Here is a 21,819-nt window from a genome sequence, read left to right as displayed (position 1 = left end):
CGCATTGATCACCATCGAAATAGAGCCGGTCTTGACAGCACAGCCACCGGCCTAACTGAACGGCTTTGGGGCTAACGCTGCCGCGGTCATCAGTGTTCGGGTCGTTCTCATGGGTTCGCGCTCCTCGTCATCGGGGAATCGGGGGTCATCGGGGAATCGGGGGTCAACGGGGAATCCGGATCGGGATCGATGCCGAGGAACGCCCGCAGTACCAGCGGATCGTCGTGGACTTCGAACGCGGTCCCGGCGAGCGTGATCTCGCCCTGTTCCAGGACGAGGGCACGCTCGGCGATCCCCAGTGCGGCGGTGGCGTTCTGCTCGACCATCAGCACGCCGAGCCCGCGAGCTGCGACCGCGCGGATCGCGGCCAGCACCCGGTCGACCACCACCGGCGCGAGCCCCATCGAGGGCTCGTCCAGCATCAGGACGGCCGGGTCCGCCATCAGCGCGCGACCGATCGCGAGCATCTGCTGCTCCCCGCCGCTGAGCAGGCCACCTGGCCGATCGCGCAGCGCGTCGAGCTCGGGGAAGAGCTCAGCGACCTGCCCGGCCAGCTCCGCGCGGCGCCGGGCCGAGCGCACTGGATGGGCACCGAGGCCCAGGTTCTCGGCGACGGTCAGCGGGCCGATGATCCGCCTGCCCTCGGGGACCTGCACCACCCCGCGCCGCGCGATCCGGTGCGGGGCGAGTCCGTCGATCCGTTCTCCACGGAACCGGATCTCCCCCGCGGCAACGGGTACGACCCCGCTGACGGCGTCGAGGGTCGAGCTCTTTCCCGCGCCGTTGGCGCCGAGCAGGGCCACGACCTCACCGCCGTCGACGTCGAGGTCGATGCCGTGGACCGCGGTCAGCCGCCCGTGCCGGACCACCAGGTCCCGGATCTCAAGCAGGGCCATCGGAAGACCTCCCGAGGTAGACATCGCGGACGTCCCGGCGCTCCGCGATCTCCCGCGGTTCCCCGAAGGCGATCAACCTGCCGTGGTGCAACACGGCGAGGTGGTCGCAGATCGACAGCAGGGTGCGCAGGTCGTGTTCGATCAGGATCTGGGTGAGGCCGTCGTCGCGCAGCCGGGTGATCAACGCCGCGATCTCGACCCGCTCGGCACGGTTCATCCCGGCGAGCGGCTCGTCGAGCAGCAGCACGGACGGGCCGCCCGCGATGGCCCTGGCGATCTCGACCCGCCTGCGCGTGCCGTACGACAGTTCCTCAGGGGACCGCTCGGCGGCGTCGGTGATCGAGAGCCGTTCGAGGGCCTCGTCCGTGGCGGCGGCGATGGCGGACCGCCGGTCTCGCCACGGACCCGTGAGGTGCATGTCCACGCCGAGCGCCACGTTGTCCCGCACCGACAGAGTGGGCAGCAGCTTGATCGACTGGAAGGTGCGGCCCACGCCGGCGCGGGCGACCTCGTGCGCGGCCAGCCCGGTGGTGTCGCGGGCGCCGATCACGATGCTCCCCGCGGTGAGCGGCTGGACGCCGGACACCGCGTTGAGCAGGGTGGTCTTGCCCGAACCGTTGGGCCCGACGATTCCGCAGAGCGACCCTCCTGGCACGGTCAGATCGATGCCGTCGACCGCCCGCACCCCGCCGAACGCGACGACCGCACCCCGGACCAGTACTGCGGGACGCCGGGTCGACGTGACCCCCGTGGCGGCATCGGTGGACAGCTCGGTCATCGCACGACCTCCGTGGGGAGCGGATCGGAGCTCCGCGGGCGCCGCCACCGCCGGACCGCGTGCACCAGGCCGACCGCACCTTCGGGGGCGAGCACGATCAGCAGCACGACCAGCGCTCCCTGGACCAGCGGCCGGGCGGTGCCGAGGAACCCGAGCACCTCGGGCAACCAGACGACGACGAACGCCCCGATCACAGGTCCGTACCAGGCGGCGGTCCCGCCGATCACGATGATCGTCAGTACGTCGACGATCAGGGAGAACGAGACGTCGTCCGGGGTGAGGACGCTGAAGCTGAGCGCGGCCAACGCGCCTGCGAGACCCCCGAGTGCCGAGCTGACGACGAAGGCCACCCGCCTGCGACGCACCACGGCCACCCCCAATGCCTCGGCGAGCTGGTCGTCGAGGCGCAGGGCCTCGAGGATGCGACCGCTCCTCCCGCGTTCGGCCAGCGCGACACCGGCGGCGACGGCGGCGGCGACGGTGCCCAGTACCGGGGTGCCCACCGCGGCGGGCACCCCGAAGAGGCCGAGCGCGCCACCGGTGACCGCTTCCCACTCGATGGCCAGCACCTGGACGAGCAGGACGAACGCCAACGTGGCCATGGCCAGGTAGAGCGCGCGGAGCCTGCCGAGGACGATCCCGAGCCCGGCACCGAGGACGGCGCAGAGCGCGGTCGCGGCGACGACCGCGAGCACGGGGTCCTGGTCGCCGAGCGCCAGTACCGCCGCCGCGTACGCCCCGATGCCGTAGAAGCCGACCCCCGCCAACGAGAACATCCCGCTCCGGACGGCGACGTGCACGCTGAAGGCCAGCAGCACCAGCACCAGCCCGCTGCGGATGGTCGAATCGGCGCTGCCGGTGAGCCCGAGTGCGAGCGTCGCGGTGGTCATGCCCGCTGCCAGGTCGTTCGGGCGAACAGCCCCTGCGGCCGCACCAGCAGCAGGACCAGGATGATCGCGAACACCACGGCCTCGCGCGCCCCGGACCCGAGCAACGCCACCGTGCCGACCTCGACGCCGGCGATCAGATAGGCCCCGACCACGGCGCCGCCGATGCTCCCCACTCCGCCCAGGACGATCACGGCGAAGGCCTTGAGCAGCAGGGACTCGGTCATGCTCGCCTCCACCGACCCGATGTGCAGTGCGAGCAGCAGCCCCGCCGCGCCGGCCAGGCCGCCCGCCACGGCCATCGTCGCCACGCCGAGCCTGCCCGCCGAGATCCCGAGCAGCCCGCAGGTCGCGGGATCGTGCGCGAGCGCGCGCAGGGCGTGGCCCGTGCGGCTGCGCCGGACGAACACCGCGAGCCCCAGCCCGAGCACCAGTGACAGCGCGACGATGAGGACCTGCAGGGTGGTCACGGTGGTCCCCAGGAACGGGAAGGACACGATGTCGAAGGTGCCGGTGCCGATGGTGCGGACCCGGCCGTCGGTGATCTCCTCGGCGGCGGCGAACAGGACCGATCCGGCGGCGATGCTGCCGATCAGGATCGCGAGCCCGGCCGCCTCGGTCGATCGGGCCCGCGCGCGGATCGGTCGGAAGACCGCGATCTCGAGCAGGGCGCCGAGCACCGCGCCCGCGAGGATGCAGAGCGGGAGCAGCGCCGCGAACGGCATCCCGGCATCACTGAGCAGGTAGCCGGTCAGCGCGGCGGCGACGAGCACGTTGCCGTGGGCGAGGTTGAGGACGTTCAGGACTCCCCAGGAGAGGGTGAGTCCCAGCGCGAAGACGGTGTAGACACCGCCGAGGACGATTGCGTCCCGGAGATAGTCGGCCAATGGGCACCTCGATCGGCTGCGGCGGTGGAGCCTGGACGCCTGCTGATCGCATGCGCCCGGGTATGGGAGGAGACGACCGCAGCAGGACGGAGCGGTCGTGCGGTTGTGCGGTCGTGCGGTCGTGCGGTCGGACCGAAGGGTCAGCCCCAGCGGCCGTTGATGTGGCCGGCGTCGACGGGCAGCGAGACGCCTGAGGGATGACGGTCAGTCGGGATCGGGGCGGAACTTGGGGGCGCGGCGTTCGAGGAATGCGGTGGTGCCTTCGTGGAACTCGACGGTGCCGTAGTTGTGGGTGAGGGCCTCGAAACCGTGGCGGACGGAGGGGAGGGTGAGGTCGCCGTCGAAGTCCAGCGAGATCTTGGTGAGTCGCAGGGCTTGCGGGCTGCGGGCGAGGAGGCGTTCGCACCAGTCGGTGACGACGGTGTCGAGCTCGGCGTCGGGGACGGCGCGGTTGATCAAGCCGATGCGTTCGGCCTCGGGTGCTTCGACGGTGTCGCCGAGCATGAGGATCTCCTTGGCTCGTCGGGTGCCGACGAGTTTGGGCAGGAGCTGGGTGCCGAACCAGATGGGGGAGTTGCCGAGCATGGAGTCGGTGTGGGCGAAGCGCGCGGATTCTGCGGCGAGGGCGAAGTCGCAGAGCAGGACGAGTTCGTTGCCGCCGCCGACGCACCAGCCGCGGATCTTGGCGATGACGGGTTTGCCGGTGCCGCGGATGGCTTCGGCGAGGCGGATGAGGAGCCGGGCGGTGTGGCGTCCGGAGGCGGGATCGAACGCGTTCTCCCAGGCGACGTCGCCGCCGGTGGAGAAGGCTCGGTCACCTGCGCCGGTGAGGACGACGACCCCGACGGCCGGATCGGCGTCGGCGTGGTCGAAGGCGTCGATGAGCTCTCGCATGGTCTGTTCGCGGAAGGCGTTGAGACTCTCGGGACGGGTGATGGTGATCGTCGCGACCCCGGCCGCCACGGCGTAGGCGATGTCGTTCATGCCTGCTCCGCCAACAGCGTCCGGAGGCGGTACTTCAGTACCTTGCCGCCGACGGTCGCGGGCAGGGCGTCCGTGACGACCACCCGCTTCGGGGTCTCGTACCCCGCCAACCTGGCGCGGCAGAAGGCGATCACCTCCTGCTCGTCGAGCGTCTGGCCCTCGGTGGGGACCACGACCGCGGTCACGGCCTCGCCCCACCGCTCGTCGGGCACGCCCACCACCGCCGCCCTGGCGATCGAAGCGTGCTGGTGGAGGACCGCCTCGACGCGGATCGACGAGACGTTCTCGCCGCCGGACTTCACGACGTCCTTGTAGCGGTCGACCATCACCCGCAGGCCGTCCTCGCCGTAGGTGCACATGTCGCCGGAGTGGAACCAGCCGCCGCGGAAGGCCTCGCGCGTTGCGGCCTCGTCGCGGTAGTAGCCGGAGAACATGGCGGGGGAGCGGTACACGGCCTCACCGGGGACGCCCGGGCGGTCGCGCAGCGACGCACCCTCCTCGTCGACGACGGTGGAGCCCAGCATCGGTGCCGGGACGCCGACGTAGTTGGTCTCCGGGGCGGTACGGCGATGCAGCTCGGGCCAGCGACCCGGCCAGAACCGGTGGCAGGCGATCGCCTCGGTCTGGCCGAAGATCCCGACGAACTGGACGCGGCCTCCGCACAGGGCCGTCAAGCGGTCGGCGAGGTCGGGCTCGATCGCCGTCCACCCGAAGATGATCACCTCGATCGAGGTCAGGTCGTACTCGGCCGGCCGGGCCTCCACCTCGCGCGCGATGTCGGCGAGGAACTGGGGGGACCCGCCCCACAGCGCGGTGACCCGGTCCACCGTGGCGGAGCGGGCGATCGCCGACGGGACCGGTTTGCGGCCGAGCACGACACTGCCGCCGGACAGGAACGCCGCGAGCACGTAGGCGTGGTCGCCGATGTGGTAGACGACGGGCAGGAAGCTGGACAGCCGGACGTCGCCCTCGCGGGGCAGGTTGCGGGTGTATGCCAGCGCGTGGGTCATGGCAGCCGCGTAGGAGTAGGTGTGGGAGACCATGACCGCCTTGGGCATGGAGGTCGTGCCGGAGGTCGGCAGGATCTCCCAGATGTCGTCCCCGTGGATCCGGACCTCGGGCTGCTCGGCCGAGGCCGCCGTGACCGCCTCGCGGAAGTCCGGGACCCCGGCCGGACCCGCCGCCACACCCCGCAGGAACGCGACCGGGCCGACTCCGGCGCCCGAGAGCACCGCCCCCCGGCTCTGCCAGAGGTCGGCATCGACCACCGCGATCCGGGCCTCGGTCAGCCGGAGCACGTGGGCGAGCATGTCATCGGCCATCATCGGGTTGAGGGGGACGGCGACGAGCCCGGCCTTGGCCACGGCCAGCTTCGTCAGGTACGCCTCGACCGAGTTCTCGACCAGCAGCGCCATCCGGTCCCCGCGCCGCACCCCCTGACCGAGCAGGTGGTTCGCCATCCGGGTCGCCAGGTCGTCGGCCTGCGCATAGGTGACCGTCGCGTACCCCGGATCGGCGACCGCGTCGGGCGCGGCGATGATCGCGGTCCGCTCGGGCTCGCTCCAGCTGAGCCGCTCGAGGATGTCACCGACAGCGACTCGGTTCCAGCGCTCGTCGTTGCGACGGTCGTAGAGCCGTTCGACGTCGAGGGCGGGCAGACCGTCGGTGTCCGGGGAGGTCGAAGTCATGTGGTGTGGGCCTTCCCGTTGCTCGCCGGCTGGAGGTGCGCGGAGGGCCTCGTCGTCGCGACGTCGGCTACGGTCCCGTTCACCGGTTCGCACCGGCCCGCTACCGCGTGACCGCGAGCGGCGCCGGTGACCAGCGCGATCTTGTCGTCCAGCCGTCCCATGGAGCTCTCCTCGTCGTCGAAGCGTGCTGTGGGGTAGAACGGGGTTCAGGTGGCGGGGACGTACTCGCCCCGCGTCCAGGCGTCGCGGATCGCGAACTTCTGGATCTTCCCGCTGAGGGTCTGCGGGTACTCGCCGACGAAGACCCAGGTCGAGGGCACCTTGTAGCCCGAGAGTCGGGGACGCAGGAAGGCCACCAGCTCGTCGGGGGTCACCTCGTGCCCGTCCTTGACGATCACGAAGGCGCCGACGGCCTCGCCGTAGTAGTCGTCGGGCAGGCCGACGACCGCGGCGCCGGCGAGGGCCTCGTGGCGGAAGAGCTCGTCCTCGATCTCGCGCGGGTAGACGTTCTCCCCACCGCGGATGATCATGTCGGTGGTGCGGCCGGCGACGGTGACGTAGCCGCGGTCGTCCATCGAGCACAGGTCGCGGGTGTGCAGCCAGCCGTCGGGGTCCAGCGTGGCGGCGGTCGCCTCCGGGTTGTCGTGGTAGCCCTGCATCGTGTGGTAGCCGCGGGTGAGCAGCTCGCCCAGCTCGCCGCGGCGCAGGGTCTCGCCCGTCTCCGGGTCGGCGATGCGGATCTCCACGCCGGGCAGGGGGCGGCCACTGGTGAGCGCCTTGTCGTCGATCGTGTCGTCGACGGTCGTCATCGTGATGACGCCGCTGGTCTCGGTCTGTCCGAAGACGATGGTGAAGTCGACGCCGAGCGCGTGCTCGAACCGCCGCACCATCTCCGCCGGCACCGGTGCGCCGCCGGAGATCAGCGAGCGCAGTGACGTGAGGTCGCGGGTGCCGAATGTGGGGTGGGCCATCATCGCGGCGACCATCGTCGGCACCGGGTTGGTGATGGTGACCCGCTCCTCCTCGACGAGCGTGAGCGCCAGCCCGGCCTCGAAGTTCGTGACGACGAGGGTGCCGGCGAGCGACAGGCAGCCCATGCTGGCGAGTACACAGCCGCCCACGTGGAACATCGGCAGCACGGCGAGCCAGACGGCGCCGTCGCGGCCGCCGGCGCGGACGGCGGACTGCCGGGGGTCGTCGACGAGGCCGCGGTGCGGGATCATCGCGCCCTTGGGGGTGCCGGTCGTGCCGGACGTGTACTGGATCTGGGCAGGGCTGGTGGGGGAGACCTCGGGCAGCGGGGTCGTCGGGTCGCCGGAGGCCAGGAAGCCCGCCCAGTCGTCGAGGGGGACGACCTCGCGCAGGCCGGGGAGGTCGGCTGCCACGGCGCGGGCGATGTCGAGCATCGCGGTGCCGCGGAACTCGCCGTGGCTGAAGCACGAGACGGCCTTCGACTGGCGCAGGCTGAACGACAGCTCGGCGGCGCGGAACGTCGGGTTGATCGTCACCATGACCATGCCCGCGAGTGCTGCACCGCACTGGAACACGGTGTACTCGGGGATGTTCGGCGCCCAGATCGCGACGTGGTCGCCGGGGGAGTACCGGGCCAGCAGCGCGCGGGCGCACGCCTCGGCGTCGCGCAACAGCTCGGTGTAGGTCCAGCGGCGCCGGTCCGGCCCGGCCACGCCCTCGACGACGGCCGCCCGGTCCGGCGCCATCGCCACGGCGCGGCGGAGCAGGTCGCCGACGGTCATGTCCAGCACGGGTGGGCCGGCCGGCCCGATCTCGTGGGCGTGCTGCCGAACTGCGTCGGTCATGGCTGCTCCGGTGTCGGCCCCGGTTCGAGACCGAGGATGCGGACGGCGGTGTCCTGCAGCAGCGCCGCCACGTCGGGCGCCTCGAGACCGCTGCGGTGGCGGAGGATCGAGTGGATCGACGAGATGGCTGCGTGGACCAGCACCTGGGCCTGCTGCGGCGCGAGCTCGGGGCGCACGGCGCCCAGCACGTCGAGCCAGAGATCGACGTAGTGGCGTTGCTTCCAGCGCAGCCGGCGCAGGTCGGCGTCGGGCAGGCCCCGGGCCTCCTGCAGGTAGACCTGGCACAGGGTGCGCTCGTCGATGGTGAACCGGACCTGACCCGCGACCAGTGCGACCAGGGTGGCGCGCGGATCGGACTCCGACCGCAAGCCGGTCTCCGCGTCGGCGAGGAGTCGGTCGACGACCCGGTCGAGCAGCTCGACCAGGATCGCGTTCTTGCTGTCGAAGTGCCGGTAGACGCCGGAGCCGACGATGCCGGCTGCTGACCCGATGTCGGTGAGGTTGACCCCCTGGTAGCCGTGGCGGGCCATGAGGTCCGCGGCCGCGTCGAGGATGCGTTCCCGGCGATCGGGATCCCGCACGGCAGCGCCCTTGCCGCGCCGCCGCCCCGGTGGATCGTGGATCGGGGTGACCAAGTGAATGTCCAATCTGTGGTCGGTGTCATGCGGCGATGGCAGGTCGGAAGGAGTTCCCGATACGCCGACCGAGGGTGGGCGAGCGAAGAGTAGGACGTAGATGGCGTTGTGGGAAGCAAAAAGTCGTCGGGGTTTACAGCGATATGGTCGGACCGCTACCGTCCGACTGGTCAACGATCGTTCACTCAGCGACGAGTTTTCGCTGATACGAAGTGATCGGCTCTTCACTTGAATCGTGCTCGCCACGCAGACGTGCTGCTGTCACACCGTCATCTCGAGGAGCCGTCCATGACCGACCGCATGCGCTTCGGCGTGTTCCACGCCCCGTACCACCTGCCCATGGGGCAAAACCCCACCCTCGCCCTGCAGCGCGACATCGAGTTCGTCCAGATGCTCGACCGCCTGGGTTTCGACGAGGCGTGGATCGGTGAGCACCACTCGTGTGGATGCGAGCTGATCGCGGACAATCTGTTGTTCATCGCGAACGCCCTGCCACAGACGAAGCACATCAAGCTGGGCACCGGCGTGCTCTCGCTGCCTTACCACAACCCGCTCTGGGTGGCCGACCGCATCATCCTGCTCGACCACCTCAGCAAGGGTCGCGCCATGCTCGGGCTCGGCCCGGGGGCGCTGACCACCGACGCCTACATGATCGGGATCGATCCGCTGGAGCAGCGCAACGCGCTGGAGGAGGGCACCGACGTCCTCAAGCGTCTGCTCGTCGGCGAGACCGTCTCGATCAAGACCGACCGCTACACGCTCGTCGAGGCACGCACGCAGCTGCGGCCGTACTCGGACTTCGAGGTGGCGGTCGCGGCGGTCGCCTCGCCCACCGGGCCACGGATCGCCGGCAAGTACGGCGACGGCATCCTCTCGATCGGCGCGACGATGTCGGCGATGGCTCCCGACGGCGTCGACACCCTGGCGCTGCACTGGGACGTGATGGAGGAGGTCGCGGCCAAGCACGGCCAGGTCGCCGACCGCTCCAAGTGGCGGCTCGTAGGTCCCATGCACATCGCCGAGACGCGCGAGCAGGCCCGCGAGGACGTCAAGCACGGCATCGATGCCTGGTTCGACTACTTCCAGGACGTGCAGTCCGCGGTGCACTTCGAGGTGGCCGGCAAGAGCACCGAGGAGCGCACCGACTTCGTCATCAACTCCGGCCTCGGCGTCATCGGCACCCCGGACGACGCCATCGAGCAGATCTCGAAGCTGGCGGCGCAGTCCAGGGGCGGGTTCGGTGCCTACCTCGTGATGACCCACGAGTGGGCCGATGTGCGCACCACCGAGAAGTCCTACGAGCTCATGGCGGAGCGGGTGTTCCCGGCGTTCCAGGACTCGGTCGGATCGCTGCAGGCCAGCGCCCAGTGGGCGGCCACCGAGCGCAGCCGCCTCGGCGGGGATCAGATGAAGAGCGTCCTGAACGCCATGGAGAAGCACAAGCAGGAGATGGCGGCCGCCGCGGCGGCCGGCACCGCCTCCTGAGCATCGGAGCCTCCCACCACATGATCATCGACACGGTGTTCGACCCCGCTGCCGAGCCCGGCGCGGCGGCGGAGGTCGAGCGCGCAGGCTTCACGGGTGCGTGGGTCATCGAGTCCGTTCGGGACCCGTTCATCGTCCTCGCCAGGGCGGCCGACGCGACCCGCAGCATCGAACTCGGTACGGGTGTGGCGATCGCGTTCGCGCGCAGCCCGATGACGCTCGCGCAGAGCGCGCACGACGTGCACCGCCTCAGCGGCGGCCGGCTCCTGCTCGGTCTCGGCTCGCAGGTGCGCCCGCACATCACCCGGCGCTTCGGTATGCCCTGGTCGCAGCCTGCGGCCCGGATGCGCGAGTACGTGCTGGCGCTGCGGGCGATCTGGGCGGCGTGGAACGACGGCGTCCCGCTGGACTTCCGCGGCGACTTCTACTCCCACACCCTGATGACGCCCACGTTCGATCCCGGACCGAGCGGGTTCGGTGCACCGCCGGTCTTACTGGGCGGGGTCGGTCGGCGCATGACGGCGGTCGCCGGCGAGGTGGCCGACGGGTTCCTCTGCGGCCCGTTGACCACCGTCGAGTCGTTCCGGACGCACACCCTGCCCGCGCTCGAGGCCGGCCGGGCGCGCTCGGACCGGCCGGACTTCACGGTCGCAGGCATGCCGCTGGTCGTGACCGGAGTCGACGCGGCCACCACCGACCGCGTTGCAGCCGCGACGCGCAAGCGCATCGCCTTCTACGCCTCGACGCCCGCGTACCGGCTGGTGCTGGAGGTGCACGGCTGGGGTGGGCTGGCCGACCGGCTGCACGGGATGTCCCGGGACGGGCGCTGGGACGACATGGCCGATCTCGTCGACGACGACGTGCTCGACGCGTTCGCCGTGATCGCCGAGCCCGGCGACGTCGCCGCCGCGCTGCGCAAGCGGTGGGGCGGCCTCGCGGACCGGTTGATCGCGACCTTCGCCGCCGACCCCGGCGTCGAGATCCTGCCGCAGATCGCCGGCGGGGCCGCCGCGTGACCCCCGACATCGACGACCTGCGCGCGCTGGGCAACGAACATCGGTTCGCGTTGGATCAGGACGGCAACCGGCGGGTGCTGATCTCGAACGACGCCGAGGAGGGCCCGCGGGCCTTCGCCGAGCGCCGTGACCCTGTCTACGGGGGCGCTGAGATGCCACTGCCCGACCTGTTCAGCCTCGACGGCCGCGTCGCGATCGTGACCGGCAGCTCGTCCGGGCTCGGCGTGGGGTTCGCGACGACCCTCGCCCAGGCGGGCGCTGCCGTGGTGCTCGCCGCCCGGCGCGTCGACCGCGTCGAGAAGCTCGCCGCCGAGCTGACGGAAGCAGGTCACCGGGCCGTCGCCGTCGCCACCGACATCGCCGACCAGGACGACTGCCGGCGGGTGGTGCAGGCCGCGGTGGCCGAGTTCGGCCGTCTCGACGTGCTGGTGAACAACGCCGGGATCGGCGCGATCGTGCCTGCACACCGGCAGGACGCCGCGGAGTTCCGCGAGATCCTCGCGGTCAACATCGCGGGAACGCACTGGATGTCGCTGGCCGCAGCGGACGCGATGCAGTACGGCGGTGCGATCGTCAACATATCCAGCGTGTTGGCGCTCAGCACGGCGAGCAGCCCGCAGGCCGCGTACGCCGCGAGCAAGGCCGCGATCCTCGCGCTCACCCGCGACCTGGCCCAGGAATGGACCGGCCGGCGTGGCATCCGGGTCAACGCCGTCGTCCCCGGTTTCTTCGCGACCGAGATGACCTCCGACCACGTCGACGCCGGGCACTTCGACGCCCTGCTGGACCGGATCCCGGCCGGTCGGCTCGGCGAGCCCGGGGACCTCTCGGGGGCGCTGCTGTACCTGGCGAGCGCCGCGTCGAGCTACGTGACCGGGCAGACGGTCGTGGTCGACGGCGGATTCGTGATCACGTGAACGGCAAAGACAGGAGCGGGATGAAGGACGTCATACGGATCGGGTGCTTCGCAGCGTTCTGGGGTGATCGGCCGAGCGCGGTCCAGGACATCCTGGACGGGGCCGATGTCGACTACCTGGTGGCGGATTATCTGTCCGAGATCACCATGGCGCTGCTCGCCCGGACCCGGGCGAAGGATCCCGAGGCCGGGTACGTCGCCGACGCCGTGACCACGATCGTCCCGGTGCTCGGCCAGGTCGCCGAACGCGGCATCAAGGTCGTCGTCAATGCCGGCGCGCTCAACCCGGTCGCCTGTGCACGCGCGCTGCGCGCCGCCGTCGCCGAGGCCGGGCTGTCGTTGCGCGTGGCCGCGGTGGAGGGCGACGACCTGCTGCCGCGGGCCGTGGAGGTGCTGGCAGCCTCGCCGACCGACATGGTCACGGGCGCGGTCGTCCCGGCGGGGCCGAGCTCGCTCAACGCCTACCTGGGCGCCCGCCCGATCGCCACCGCGCTGGCCGCGGGCGCCGACGTCGTCGTGACGGGTCGCTGCGTCGACGCCGCCGTCGTGCTGGGCCCGTTGATGCACGAGTTCGGTTGGAAGGACGACGAGTACGACCTGCTCTCGGCGGGCTCACTGGTGGGGCACATCGTCGAGTGCGGTCCGCAGTGCACCGGCGGCAACGTCACCGACTGGGCCGACGTGCCCGGCTGGGAGAACATGGGCTACCCGCTCGCGGAGTGCTTCCCCGACGGCACGGCGGTGATCACCAAGCCGGCCGGCACGGGCGGTCTGGTCACCCCGGCCACGGTCGGCGAGCAGGTGCTCTACGAGATCGGCGACCCCGGTGCGTACCTCATGGCCGATGTGACGTGCGACTGGCGCGAGGTGCGGCTGGAGCAGGACGGACCCGACCGGGTCCGCGTCGCCGGCGCCCGTGGCCGGGCCGCCACGACGACGTACAAGGTGACCGCGACCTACGTGCAGGGGTACCGCGCGCTGACGACCGCGATGTTCGCCGGGGTGGGCGCGGCCGGGAAGGCCCGGCGGATGGCCGAGGCGCTACTCACCCGCACCGCCCGGATCGCCCGCGACCGCGAGCTCGGAGCGCTGTCCGAGACCTCCGTCGAGATCGTCGGGGCCGGCGACATCATGGGCTTCGAGCGGGACGACACCGCCACCGAGGCTGTCGTCAAGATCGGCGTCACCGGGCCGGACAAGGCGACCCTGGAGGTGTTCGCCCGCGAGTTCGCCGGGTTCGCGCTGGTGGCGCAGGGGATGACCGGGATGTTCGCCGGCCGGCCCCGCGTCGCGCCGGTCTTCGCCGTCCACCACCTGCGTGCCGACAAGGCGTCGACGCCGGTCACGGTGCTCCTGGACGACGAGCGCGCCACGGTCGAGATCGCCCCGGGTGATCCCGACGCCGTCACCGGCACGCCCGTCCTCGACGAGGCGGTGCCCGCCGTGGACGGTCAGGAGGTGCCGCTGCTGCGGATCGCGACCGGCCGCAGCGGCGACAAGGGCAATCTCGCCAACATCGGCCTGATCGCCCGCAGACCCGAGTTCACGCCGGTGCTCGCCGAACAGGTCACCGCGGAACGAATCGCCGCGCACTTCGCACACGTGCTGCACGGGGGCGTCCGGCGCTGGGCGCTGCCGGGCATGTCGGCGATCAACATCGTGCTCGACGAGGTGCTCGGCGGGACCGGTGGCACGTCCACCCTGCGCTACGACCCGCAGGGCAAGTCCTACGCCGCGATGCTGCTGACGATGCCCGTCCGGGTGCCGGCCGGGCTGCTGGATTCTGGACCGCTGGAATCTGGGCTGCTGGATTCTGGGCTGCTCCCGTGAGCCTCCCCGAGAAGGTGCTCGTCGCCAACCGCGGCGAGATCGCCGTCCGCATCATGCGCACGCTGCGCCGCCTCGGCATCCGGTCGGTGGCCGTGTACCACGCGGTCGACGCCCGGTCGCGGCACGTCCGCGACGCCGACGAGGCGGTCGAGCTGACGGGTACGACGCCCGTCGCGGCCTACCTCGATGCCGACCAGATCGTCGTGGCCTGCCGCGCGACCGGCGCCGACGCCCTCCATCCAGGCTTCGGGTTCCTCTCCGAGCGGGCGACGTTCGCCGAGGCCGTGGCCGCTGCCGGGATCACGTTCGTCGGCCCGCCGCCGGACGCGATCCGCGCGATGGGCGACAAGATCGAGTCGAAGCGGTTGGCGGTCCTCGCCGGCGTGCCGACACTGCCCGGGTCCGACGACGCGCTCGCCGACGTCGACGCGGCGCTGGCCGAGGCCGAGCGCATCGGCTACCCGGTGCTGATCAAGGCCAGCGCGGGCGGCGGTGGCAAGGGCATGCGCATCGCCCGCAGCGCCGAGCAGTGCCGCGCGGCGTTCGACCGCTCCAGCAGCGAGGCCGAGGCCAGCTTCGGCGACGGCCGGGTCTTCCTCGAGCGCTACGTCGACCGGCCACGACACATCGAGATCCAGCTGCTCGCTGACGCGCACGGCAACGTCGTGCACCTCGGCGAGCGGGAGTGCTCCATCCAGCGCCGCTACCAGAAGGTCGTGGAGGAGGCGCCCTCCCCGTTCGTCGGGCCCGAGCTGCGCGCGGAGCTGGGCGCGGCCGCGGTGTCGCTGGCCCGCAAGGTCGGCTACACCTCAGCGGGCACCGTCGAGATGGTGATGGACACCGACGGCAAGGCCTACTTCCTGGAGATGAACACCCGCCTGCAGGTGGAGCACCCGGTCACGGAGCAGGTCACGGGCATCGACATCGTCGAGCAGCAGCTGCGCGTGGCCGCCGGGGAGAAGCTGGCGTTCACCCAGGACGACGTGACGATGACCGGCAGCGCCATCGAGGCCCGGATCTACGCCGAGGACGCGTACGCGGGTTTCGTACCGGCGATCGGGCCGCTGCGGCTGGTGCGCTTCCCGTCCGGCCCTGGCGTCCGCGTCGACCACGGCGTGCGCCAGGGCGACGCGGTCACCGCCGCGTTCGACCCGATGATCGCCAAGGTCGTCGGGTACGGCGCGACGCGCGCGGAGGCGATGGACCGCCTCTCCGGCGCGCTGCGGGAGACCGTTCTGCTCGGCACGACGACGAACACGGCGTTTCTCGCCGACGTCGTCGAGCACCCGGACTTCGCGTCCGGCGACACCCACACCGGGTTCCTCGACGAGCACCCCGAGCTGACCGCACCCGTCGTCGCCGACGCAGCGACCGAGCGGCTGCTCATCGCCGTGGCCGCGTTGCACAGCTCGCGCTTCGACCGCCGCTTCGACGTGCCCGAAGCCCATGCAGGAGTAGGGGAGTGGCGCCCGTGAGCGTGCAGATCGCGCTGGACGAGCCGCGCGAAGTACGGGTGACCCGTAGCGGAGACACCGCCACCGTCTGGATCGACGGCGTCGCGGTCCCCGCCAGCACCCGCCCCGACGGCGGCGCAACCGAGATCACCGTGGACGAGCGCCGCGAGAAGATCTGGGTCGTCGCCGGACGCGACACCGTGTTCGTGCACGCCTTCGACCGGGCATGGGCGCTCGAGGTCGTCGACCCGGTGGAGGCGTCGCTGCGCGCGGGCCAGTCCGTCGACGCGGCGACCGCCCCGATGCCCGGCGTGCTCGTCGCGGTGTCGGTCGCGGCGGGCGACGAGGTCACCGACGGCCAGGTGGTCGCGGTGATCGAGAGCATGAAGATGCAGACCGAGATCAGGGCTCCGCGCGCCGGCGTCGTGGAGCGGGTGCCCGTCGCTGTCGGCGAGAGCTTCGGACAGGGCGCGCCACTGATCGTGCTCGTCGCGCTCGAGGAGGGCGAATGAGACGCATCGTCTCGCAGATCGACACGAGTTCCGACGCCTACCGGACGAACCGGGAGCACAACCTCGGGCTGCGCAAGCAGTTGCTCGACGCGCTGTACGTGGCCCGTGAGCAGCGGCCCCAGCGGGCGCTGGACCGGCTCGCGGAGCAGGGCAAGCTCACCGTGCGGGCCCGGCTGCGGCTGCTGCTGGACCCCGGCACCCCGTTCCTGGAGCTCTCGCCGCTGGCGGCCTCTCAGGCGTACGACGGGGACGCGCCGCAGGGCCTGGTGGTGACCGGCATCGGGGTGGTCAACGGCCGCGAGGTCATGGTGATCGCCGGCGACAGCTCGCTCAAGGGCGGGTCCTGGTACCCGCTGTCGGTGCGCAAGACCATCCGCGCACTGGACATCGCGCGGGAGAACCGGCTGCCGGTGGTGCACCTGATCGACTCCGGCGGCGCGTTCCTGCCGCTGCAGGACGAGCTGTACGCGCTGGGCGGGCACACGTTCCACAACCAGTGCCTGCTCTCGGGCATGGGCATCCCGCAGGTCGCCGTGGTGCTGGGCAACTGCACCGCGGGCGGGGCCTACCTGCCGACCCTCTGTGACCAGTCGATCATGGTCCGCGGCACCGGACACGTGTTCCTGGCCGGGCCGCCGCTGCTCAAGGCGGCCACCGGCGAGGAGGTCACCGCGGACGAGCTGGGCGGCGCCGACATGCACACCTCCGTCTCGGGCACCGCCGACTACGCGGTCGACACCGAGGAGGAGGGCATCGCGCTCGCCCGCGACGTCGTCGGCACGTGGGCACGACCGCAGAAGGCGCACGCCGACCTGCGCGCTCCGGAGGATCCGTACTACGACCCCGACGAGCTGTACGGGATCATCCCGGACGACATCAAGAAGCAGTTCGACATGCGCGAGGTCATCGCCCGCGTCGTCGACGGCAGCATGTTCCACGAGTTCAAGCCCGACTACGGCAACACCCTCGTCACCGGCTGGGCGTACATCTGGGGCATCAAGGTCGGCATCCTCGGCAACAACGGGGTGCTGTTCTCCGAGGCGGCGAACAAAGCCACCCAGTTCATGCAGCTGTGCGACCGCGACGGCACGCCGCTGGTCTTCCTGCACAACGTCACCGGCTTCATGGTCGGCAAGCAGTACGAGCGCCGCGGCATCACCAAGGACGGCGCGAAGATGCTGATGGTCCAGGCCAACGTCACCGTGCCGAAGATCTCGTTGCTGGTGCACGCCTCGCAGGGTGCTGGCAACTACGCGATGGCCGGTCGCGCATGGGGCCCGCGCTTCCTGTTCGCCTGGCCCAACTCCCGCTCGGCGACGATGGGTGCCGAGCAGGCGGTGAAGACGCTCACCCAGGTGCGCGTGGCCAGCATGAAGCGGCAGGGCCTCGAACCCGATCCCGATCAGCTGGAGCAGATCCAGCACGAGGTCGGCGACTACTTCGAGCGCACGTCCAGCCCGTTCCACCTCACGTCGGAGATCCGCGACGACGGGCTCATCGACCCCACCGACACCCGCAACACGCTCGGCATGGCCCTGTCGGCATCGCTGAACGCCCCCATCGTGCGGACGCCCGGTGGCGTCCTGCGCATCTAGGAGTTGACCAATGCCAGAAGAGACAGCGGAAGCAGTGCTCTACGAGGTCCGCGACCGCGTCGCGTGGATCACGATCAACCGTCCCGAGGCGCGCAACGCGCTGAACAAGGCGGCCCGTGACGGGGTCCGTGCCGCGTTCGTCCGCTTCAACGCCGACGAGAATGTCGCGGTCGCCGTCCTGACCGGTGCCGGCGACAAGGCGTTCTGCGCGGGCGGTGATCTCAAGGAGATGGCCGACAGCTCGCTGCGGATCCCGCCCCGGGACTTCATGGTCTACCTCGGCCGCACCCTCAAGGTCGACAAGCCCGTCATCGCAGCGGTCAACGGAGTGGCGTACGCAGGCGGGTTCCTGCTGGCGCAGCAGGTCGACCTCGTCGTGGCCGCCGACCACGCGCGGTTCGCGATCACCGAGGCGAAGGTGGGTCGTGGCTCGCCGTGGGCGGCGCCCCTGCCGTGGCTCATGCCGCCGCGGGTGGCGATGGAGATGCTGATGACGGCCGAGCCGATCTCGGCGCAGCGCGCCTACGAGCTGGGCCTGGTCAACAAGGTCGTCCCGGCGCAGGACCTGGTCGCCGAGACCCAGAAGCTCGCCTCGACGATCGCCGCGAACGCGCCCCTGTCGGTGCAGGCGGCGAAGGCGCTCGTCTACTCGTCGGCGGAGATGGGCTGGACCGCGGCGCTCGACGCCGGCGACCGGATCTACGAGCGCGTCTACCTGTCCGAGGACGGGCAGGAGGGGCCGCGCGCCTTCAAGGAGAAGCGCAAGCCGGAGTGGATGGGCCGGTAGGTTGTCATGAACATCGCCTGGTGGTTGGAACGCAGCTTCTGGGAGTACCCCGACAAGCAGGCCGTGGTGGACGCGGACGGGACGGCGATCAGCTACCGCGAGCTGCGCAGCCTGTCCAACCGCATCGGCAACGTCCTCGCTGCACACGGGGTGGGGGAGGACGACGTGGTGGTCTCGGCGATGCCGGATCATCACCTGCACGTCGCCTCGTTCTACGCGACGCTGCGGCTGGGCGCGGCGTTCAGCGGGCTGAACTACAAGCTGCACCCGTCGAAGCCACTGGGCGACGCGCGCCACTGCGGGGCGAAGGTGGCGATCGTCGCTCCTGAGCACGTGGAGCTGGGGCGCAGGCTGGCGGCCGAGTCCGGCGTCGAGACGGTGCTGGTGACGACGGGCGCCGAGCACGGGCTGCCCGCGCTCGACGAGCTCGTCGCCGGTGCTTCGGACGACCTGCGGATCACCGAGCGCAACGCCGACGACGTCGCCGCGATCAACTTCACCTCGGGTACGTCGGGGGTCTCGAAGGGTGTCACGTTCACCCACGGGACCCTGCAGAACTCCGCGTGGGGCGCGGTCTTCCTGGGCGGCGTGACCAGCAGCTCCCGCAACCTGTCGCTGGTCGGGATGTACCACAGTGGCGGCATCCACGACTCGGTCCGCATGATCATGGCCGGCGGCACCATCCTGTGGAGCAACGGCTGGGACGTCGACCGGGTCGTACGGATCCTGCTGGAGCAGAAGCCGAACTGGGCATACTGGATCATCCCGACGATGATGCGGGACCTCATGCGGCATCCCCGCTGGCCCGAGGTCGATCTGACGGGGTTCCGCACCTACGTCGCAGGCGAACCGGTGCCGGTCGACGTGCGCGACGCCCTGCTCGCCAAGGGCGCCCAGGTCGGCAACATGTACGGCCTCACCGAGGCGATGCCGGTGTGCGTGCTGGGCCCGTCGCTCTACTACGGCGACGAGACGACCGTCCCCGTCGGCTCGTCGGGGCGTCCCGGCAAGGGCTTCGTCACAGCGGTGCTCAAGGACCCCGCCACCGGTGCGGTGCTCGAGGGGAACGACGTCGAGGGCGAGGTGTGCATCGCAGGGGACGTCGTGACGCCCGGCTACTTCGGCGACCCCCAGCGCACCGCAGAGGCGTTCGACGACGAGGGGTTCCTGCACACCCGCGACCGCGCCTACCGCGACCCCGACGGCTGGTGGTTCATCCGCGGCCGCACCGACGACATCATCAACTCCGGTGGCGAGAAGCTGTCGCTCCTGGAGGTCGACGCCGTGCTCATCGCCCATCCCGACGTGGTCGACGCCGGCTGCGTCGGGATCGCGCACGAGCGTTTCGGCGAGGTGCCGGCGGCGTTCGTGCAGGTCGGCGGCGGGCTCACCGAAGCGGCGATGCGCGACCTGCTCGACGCGCACTGCATCGCCACCTTCGAGAGATGGAAGCGCCCGCGGCTCTACGTCCTGGTCGACGAGGTACCGCGGACCCCGGCGAAGCGCAGCAAGATGGCCGCAGCCATGCGGGCGCAGCTCGAGGGACTGACGGTCGCCGACGCCGACGGCGTCACGACCCTCGGTGCACTGCACAAGGAGACCCCGACATGAACCAGAACATCTCCAGCCGGTTCGCCGATCTCGTGGGCATCCGGTACCCGGTCGTGCAGGAGGGGCTGGGGCCCTACAGGACGGTCAACCTCGCCGCCGCCGTGTCCAACGCCGGCGGCCTCGGCACGGTGAGCATCCCCGGCATCTCCGAGGAGCCCACCAAGGGCGCGGCGATCCTGCGGGAGTACATCGAACAGACGTGCGCCCTCACCGACAAGCCGTTCGCCGTGAACGTGCCGGTGGGCCGGGCGGGGAACGGCGAGGTCCTGCCGTTCAGCGCCGCCTACGTCGGCGCGGTCGTCGATGCGGTGCGTGACCCGGAGATCGCCCGGCGACTCCGGGTGATCACCACCTCCGCCGGCGCGCCCGGCGTCGTCCGCGGTGTCATCGCCGACAGCGGCCTGATCCACGCCCACAAGGTCGGCGGCACGCGCCAGGCCGTGCGGGCGCGGGAGGACGGCGTCGACGTGATCGTCGCGTCCGGGTTCGAGGCGGGCGGGCACACCCACGCCCGGCCTGTGCACACGCTCGTCCTCGGCCCGAATGTGGTTGCCGCCGTCGACTGCCCGGTGGTGCTGGCCGGGGGGATCCGCGACGGCGCGACCATGGCCGCGGCGCTCGCGCTGGGCGCGGACGCCGTCGCACTGGGCACCCGGTTCGTGGCCAGCCACGACAACACCGACTGGCATCCCGCCTACGCCCGACGGATCATCGACGCCGGCGAGGGCGACGACATCATCTTCTCCGCCATCTACGGCCCCTCGCGGGCGCTGCGCAGTAAGGGCGTCGACGATCTCGCCGCCATCGTCGCGGCGGGCACCATGGACCACGTCGAGCTCACCGCGTGGAAGGACGACCGTCTGATCCGCGCCCAGCGTGACGGCGTCGTCGACGACGGGATCCTGCCCGCCGGCAACGTGAGCAGCGCGATCACCGACCTGATCCACGTGGCAGAGTTCGTGCCGGGGATCGTCCGCGACGCCATCGCCGCGCTCGAGGCGCTCGGACGTCGGGTCGTCCCGGCGGACCATCGGAGAGGAACTGCGCAGTGAGCACCAGCGTCACCGACCGCTACCGAGATGCCCGGGACCTCCTGCAGAACCTGGGACGCGACTACGCCAAGGCCGTCAGCGAGTTCGCGTGGCCCGACTTCGGAGACCGCTTCAACTGGGCCGTCGACTGGTTCGACGCGACGGCGCGGGGCAACGACGGCACGGCGCTGTGGATAGTCGAGGAGGACGGGTCCGAGGCGAGGTTCACCTTCGACGAGATGGCGCGGCGGTCCGACCAGGTGGCCGCGCACCTGGCGGCCAACGGCGTGGCCCGGGGCGACCGCGTGCTCCTGATGCTGAACAACCAGGTCGAGCTGTGGGAGGCGATGCTCGCGGTGATGAAGCTCGGCGCGGTCATCCTGCCGACCACCACCGCACTGGGCCCCACCGACCTGGTCGACCGGATCGAGCGCGGCGGCGCCCGCCACGTCCTGGCCAACAGCGCTGATACGAGCAAGTTCGACGACGTGCCCGGCGCGTACACGCGGTTCGCCGTCGGGGACGCCCCGGCGGGGTGGCTGGCCTACCGCGACGCCTACGACCTCGACGTCCCGCCCGCGGAACACCCGGGCACCGCGCCGGACGACCCGCAGCTGCTGTACTTCACCTCGGGCACGACGAACAAGCCCAAGTTGGTGCTGCACACGCAGGTCTCCTACCCCGTCGGGCACCTGGCCACGTCGTTCTGGGTGGCGGCCAAGCCCGGTGACGTGCACCTGAACATCAGCTCGCCGGGCTGGGCGAAGCACGCGTGGAGCTGCTTCTTCGCGCCGTGGATCGCGCAGGCGACGATCTTCATCTACAACTACTCGCGCTTCGACCCGGCGAAGCTGCTCGACCAGATCCGCCGGGTCGGGGTGAACACCTTCTGCGCGCCGCCGACGGTGTGGCGGATGCTGATCAAGGCCGACCTGTCCGGTGGCCCGGGCGCGCTGCGCGAGTTGCTCTCGGCGGGCGAGCCGCTCAACCCCGAGGTCATGGAGCAGGTG

General features: G+C 71.1%; 20 protein-coding genes. 11 read left to right on the top strand and 9 right to left on the bottom strand.

All coding sequences use genetic code 11. The features are described 5' to 3' along the window. Nucleotides 1–107: 107 nt before the first annotated feature. The 9 genes from ACFPFQ_RS19980 to ACFPFQ_RS19940 form a co-directional block, all read right to left on the bottom strand. The gene (locus tag ACFPFQ_RS19980; RefSeq protein WP_379620964.1) at nucleotides 108–896 is read right to left on the bottom strand and encodes an ABC transporter ATP-binding protein; all 789 of its coding nucleotides are present in this window, start codon (nucleotides 894–896) and stop codon (nucleotides 108–110) included. Beyond that, nucleotides 883–1,674 (bottom strand): ABC transporter ATP-binding protein, encoded by a 792-nt coding sequence (locus ACFPFQ_RS19975; protein ID WP_379620962.1) that lies wholly within the window; start codon nucleotides 1,672–1,674, stop codon nucleotides 883–885. The genes ACFPFQ_RS19980 and ACFPFQ_RS19975 overlap by 14 nt, the downstream gene beginning before the upstream one ends. Continuing rightward, nucleotides 1,671–2,564 (bottom strand): branched-chain amino acid ABC transporter permease, encoded by an 894-nt coding sequence (locus tag ACFPFQ_RS19970; RefSeq protein WP_379620960.1) that lies wholly within the window; start codon nucleotides 2,562–2,564, stop codon nucleotides 1,671–1,673. The genes ACFPFQ_RS19975 and ACFPFQ_RS19970 overlap by 4 nt, the downstream gene beginning before the upstream one ends. Continuing rightward, nucleotides 2,561–3,448: a branched-chain amino acid ABC transporter permease gene (locus ACFPFQ_RS19965; protein WP_379620958.1), complete on the bottom strand. Its 888-nt coding sequence runs from the start codon at nucleotides 3,446–3,448 to the stop codon at nucleotides 2,561–2,563. The genes ACFPFQ_RS19970 and ACFPFQ_RS19965 overlap by 4 nt, the downstream gene beginning before the upstream one ends. A gap of 204 nt (nucleotides 3,449–3,652) precedes the next feature. Next, on the bottom strand, nucleotides 3,653–4,432 hold the full coding sequence (locus tag ACFPFQ_RS19960; protein ID WP_379620956.1) for an enoyl-CoA hydratase/isomerase family protein: 780 nt from the start codon (nucleotides 4,430–4,432) through the stop codon (nucleotides 3,653–3,655). Further along, the gene (locus ACFPFQ_RS19955) at nucleotides 4,429–6,120 is read right to left on the bottom strand and encodes an AMP-binding protein (protein WP_379620954.1); all 1,692 of its coding nucleotides are present in this window, start codon (nucleotides 6,118–6,120) and stop codon (nucleotides 4,429–4,431) included. Before ACFPFQ_RS19955 ends, ACFPFQ_RS19960 begins: the two co-directional genes overlap by 4 nt. Beyond that, nucleotides 6,117–6,281: a hypothetical protein gene (locus ACFPFQ_RS19950; RefSeq protein WP_379620952.1), complete on the bottom strand. Its 165-nt coding sequence runs from the start codon at nucleotides 6,279–6,281 to the stop codon at nucleotides 6,117–6,119. The genes ACFPFQ_RS19955 and ACFPFQ_RS19950 overlap by 4 nt, the downstream gene beginning before the upstream one ends. 45 nt (nucleotides 6,282–6,326) lie before the next feature. Beyond that, nucleotides 6,327–7,937, bottom strand: a complete 1,611-nt coding sequence (locus tag ACFPFQ_RS19945) for an AMP-binding protein (RefSeq protein WP_379620950.1) — start codon at nucleotides 7,935–7,937, stop codon at nucleotides 6,327–6,329. Then, nucleotides 7,934–8,584: a TetR/AcrR family transcriptional regulator gene (locus ACFPFQ_RS19940; RefSeq protein WP_379620948.1), complete on the bottom strand. Its 651-nt coding sequence runs from the start codon at nucleotides 8,582–8,584 to the stop codon at nucleotides 7,934–7,936. Before ACFPFQ_RS19940 ends, ACFPFQ_RS19945 begins: the two co-directional genes overlap by 4 nt. A 276-nt stretch (nucleotides 8,585–8,860) precedes the next feature. On the opposite strand from ACFPFQ_RS19940, the gene ACFPFQ_RS19935 reads away from it, so the two are divergent. From ACFPFQ_RS19935 to ACFPFQ_RS19885, 11 genes are all read left to right on the top strand, one after another. Beyond that, nucleotides 8,861–10,057: an LLM class flavin-dependent oxidoreductase gene (locus ACFPFQ_RS19935; protein WP_379620946.1), complete on the top strand. Its 1,197-nt coding sequence runs from the start codon at nucleotides 8,861–8,863 to the stop codon at nucleotides 10,055–10,057. 20 nt (nucleotides 10,058–10,077) lie between these two features. After that, the gene (locus ACFPFQ_RS19930; RefSeq protein ID WP_379620944.1) at nucleotides 10,078–11,073 is read left to right on the top strand and encodes a TIGR03617 family F420-dependent LLM class oxidoreductase; all 996 of its coding nucleotides are present in this window, start codon (nucleotides 10,078–10,080) and stop codon (nucleotides 11,071–11,073) included. Next, nucleotides 11,070–11,990, top strand: a complete 921-nt coding sequence (locus ACFPFQ_RS19925) for an SDR family NAD(P)-dependent oxidoreductase (RefSeq protein WP_379620942.1) — start codon at nucleotides 11,070–11,072, stop codon at nucleotides 11,988–11,990. The genes ACFPFQ_RS19930 and ACFPFQ_RS19925 overlap by 4 nt, the downstream gene beginning before the upstream one ends. 20 nt (nucleotides 11,991–12,010) lie before the next feature. After that, the gene (locus ACFPFQ_RS19920; protein WP_379620940.1) at nucleotides 12,011–13,819 is read left to right on the top strand and encodes an acyclic terpene utilization AtuA family protein; all 1,809 of its coding nucleotides are present in this window, start codon (nucleotides 12,011–12,013) and stop codon (nucleotides 13,817–13,819) included. Then, complete coding sequence (locus ACFPFQ_RS19915; protein WP_379620938.1) at nucleotides 13,816–15,294, top strand: acetyl-CoA carboxylase biotin carboxylase subunit; 1,479 nt, start codon at nucleotides 13,816–13,818, stop codon at nucleotides 15,292–15,294. The genes ACFPFQ_RS19920 and ACFPFQ_RS19915 overlap by 4 nt, the downstream gene beginning before the upstream one ends. Then, entirely contained in the window at nucleotides 15,291–15,785 is a 495-nt protein-coding gene (locus ACFPFQ_RS19910) for a biotin/lipoyl-containing protein (RefSeq protein ID WP_379620936.1), read from the top strand. Before ACFPFQ_RS19915 ends, ACFPFQ_RS19910 begins: the two co-directional genes overlap by 4 nt. Then, on the top strand, nucleotides 15,782–17,380 hold the full coding sequence (locus ACFPFQ_RS19905) for an acyl-CoA carboxylase subunit beta (RefSeq protein WP_379620934.1): 1,599 nt from the start codon (nucleotides 15,782–15,784) through the stop codon (nucleotides 17,378–17,380). The genes ACFPFQ_RS19910 and ACFPFQ_RS19905 overlap by 4 nt, the downstream gene beginning before the upstream one ends. 10 nt (nucleotides 17,381–17,390) lie before the next feature. Continuing rightward, on the top strand, nucleotides 17,391–18,167 hold the full coding sequence (locus tag ACFPFQ_RS19900) for an enoyl-CoA hydratase/isomerase family protein (protein WP_379620932.1): 777 nt from the start codon (nucleotides 17,391–17,393) through the stop codon (nucleotides 18,165–18,167). A 6-nt stretch (nucleotides 18,168–18,173) separates the two neighbouring features. Continuing rightward, nucleotides 18,174–19,778 (top strand): class I adenylate-forming enzyme family protein, encoded by a 1,605-nt coding sequence (locus ACFPFQ_RS19895; RefSeq protein ID WP_379620930.1) that lies wholly within the window; start codon nucleotides 18,174–18,176, stop codon nucleotides 19,776–19,778. Next, nucleotides 19,775–20,830: an NAD(P)H-dependent flavin oxidoreductase gene (locus ACFPFQ_RS19890; protein WP_379620928.1), complete on the top strand. Its 1,056-nt coding sequence runs from the start codon at nucleotides 19,775–19,777 to the stop codon at nucleotides 20,828–20,830. Before ACFPFQ_RS19895 ends, ACFPFQ_RS19890 begins: the two co-directional genes overlap by 4 nt. Next, on the top strand, nucleotides 20,827–21,819 hold a 993-nt coding region (locus tag ACFPFQ_RS19885; protein ID WP_379620926.1), incomplete at its 3' end, for an AMP-binding protein. The genes ACFPFQ_RS19890 and ACFPFQ_RS19885, both read left to right, overlap by 4 nt.

Source organism: Pseudonocardia sp. GCM10023141, assembly GCF_042653605.1.
The sequence above is the reverse complement of the archived record's forward strand: the minus strand, read 5'-3'. Positions and strand labels throughout refer to the sequence as shown.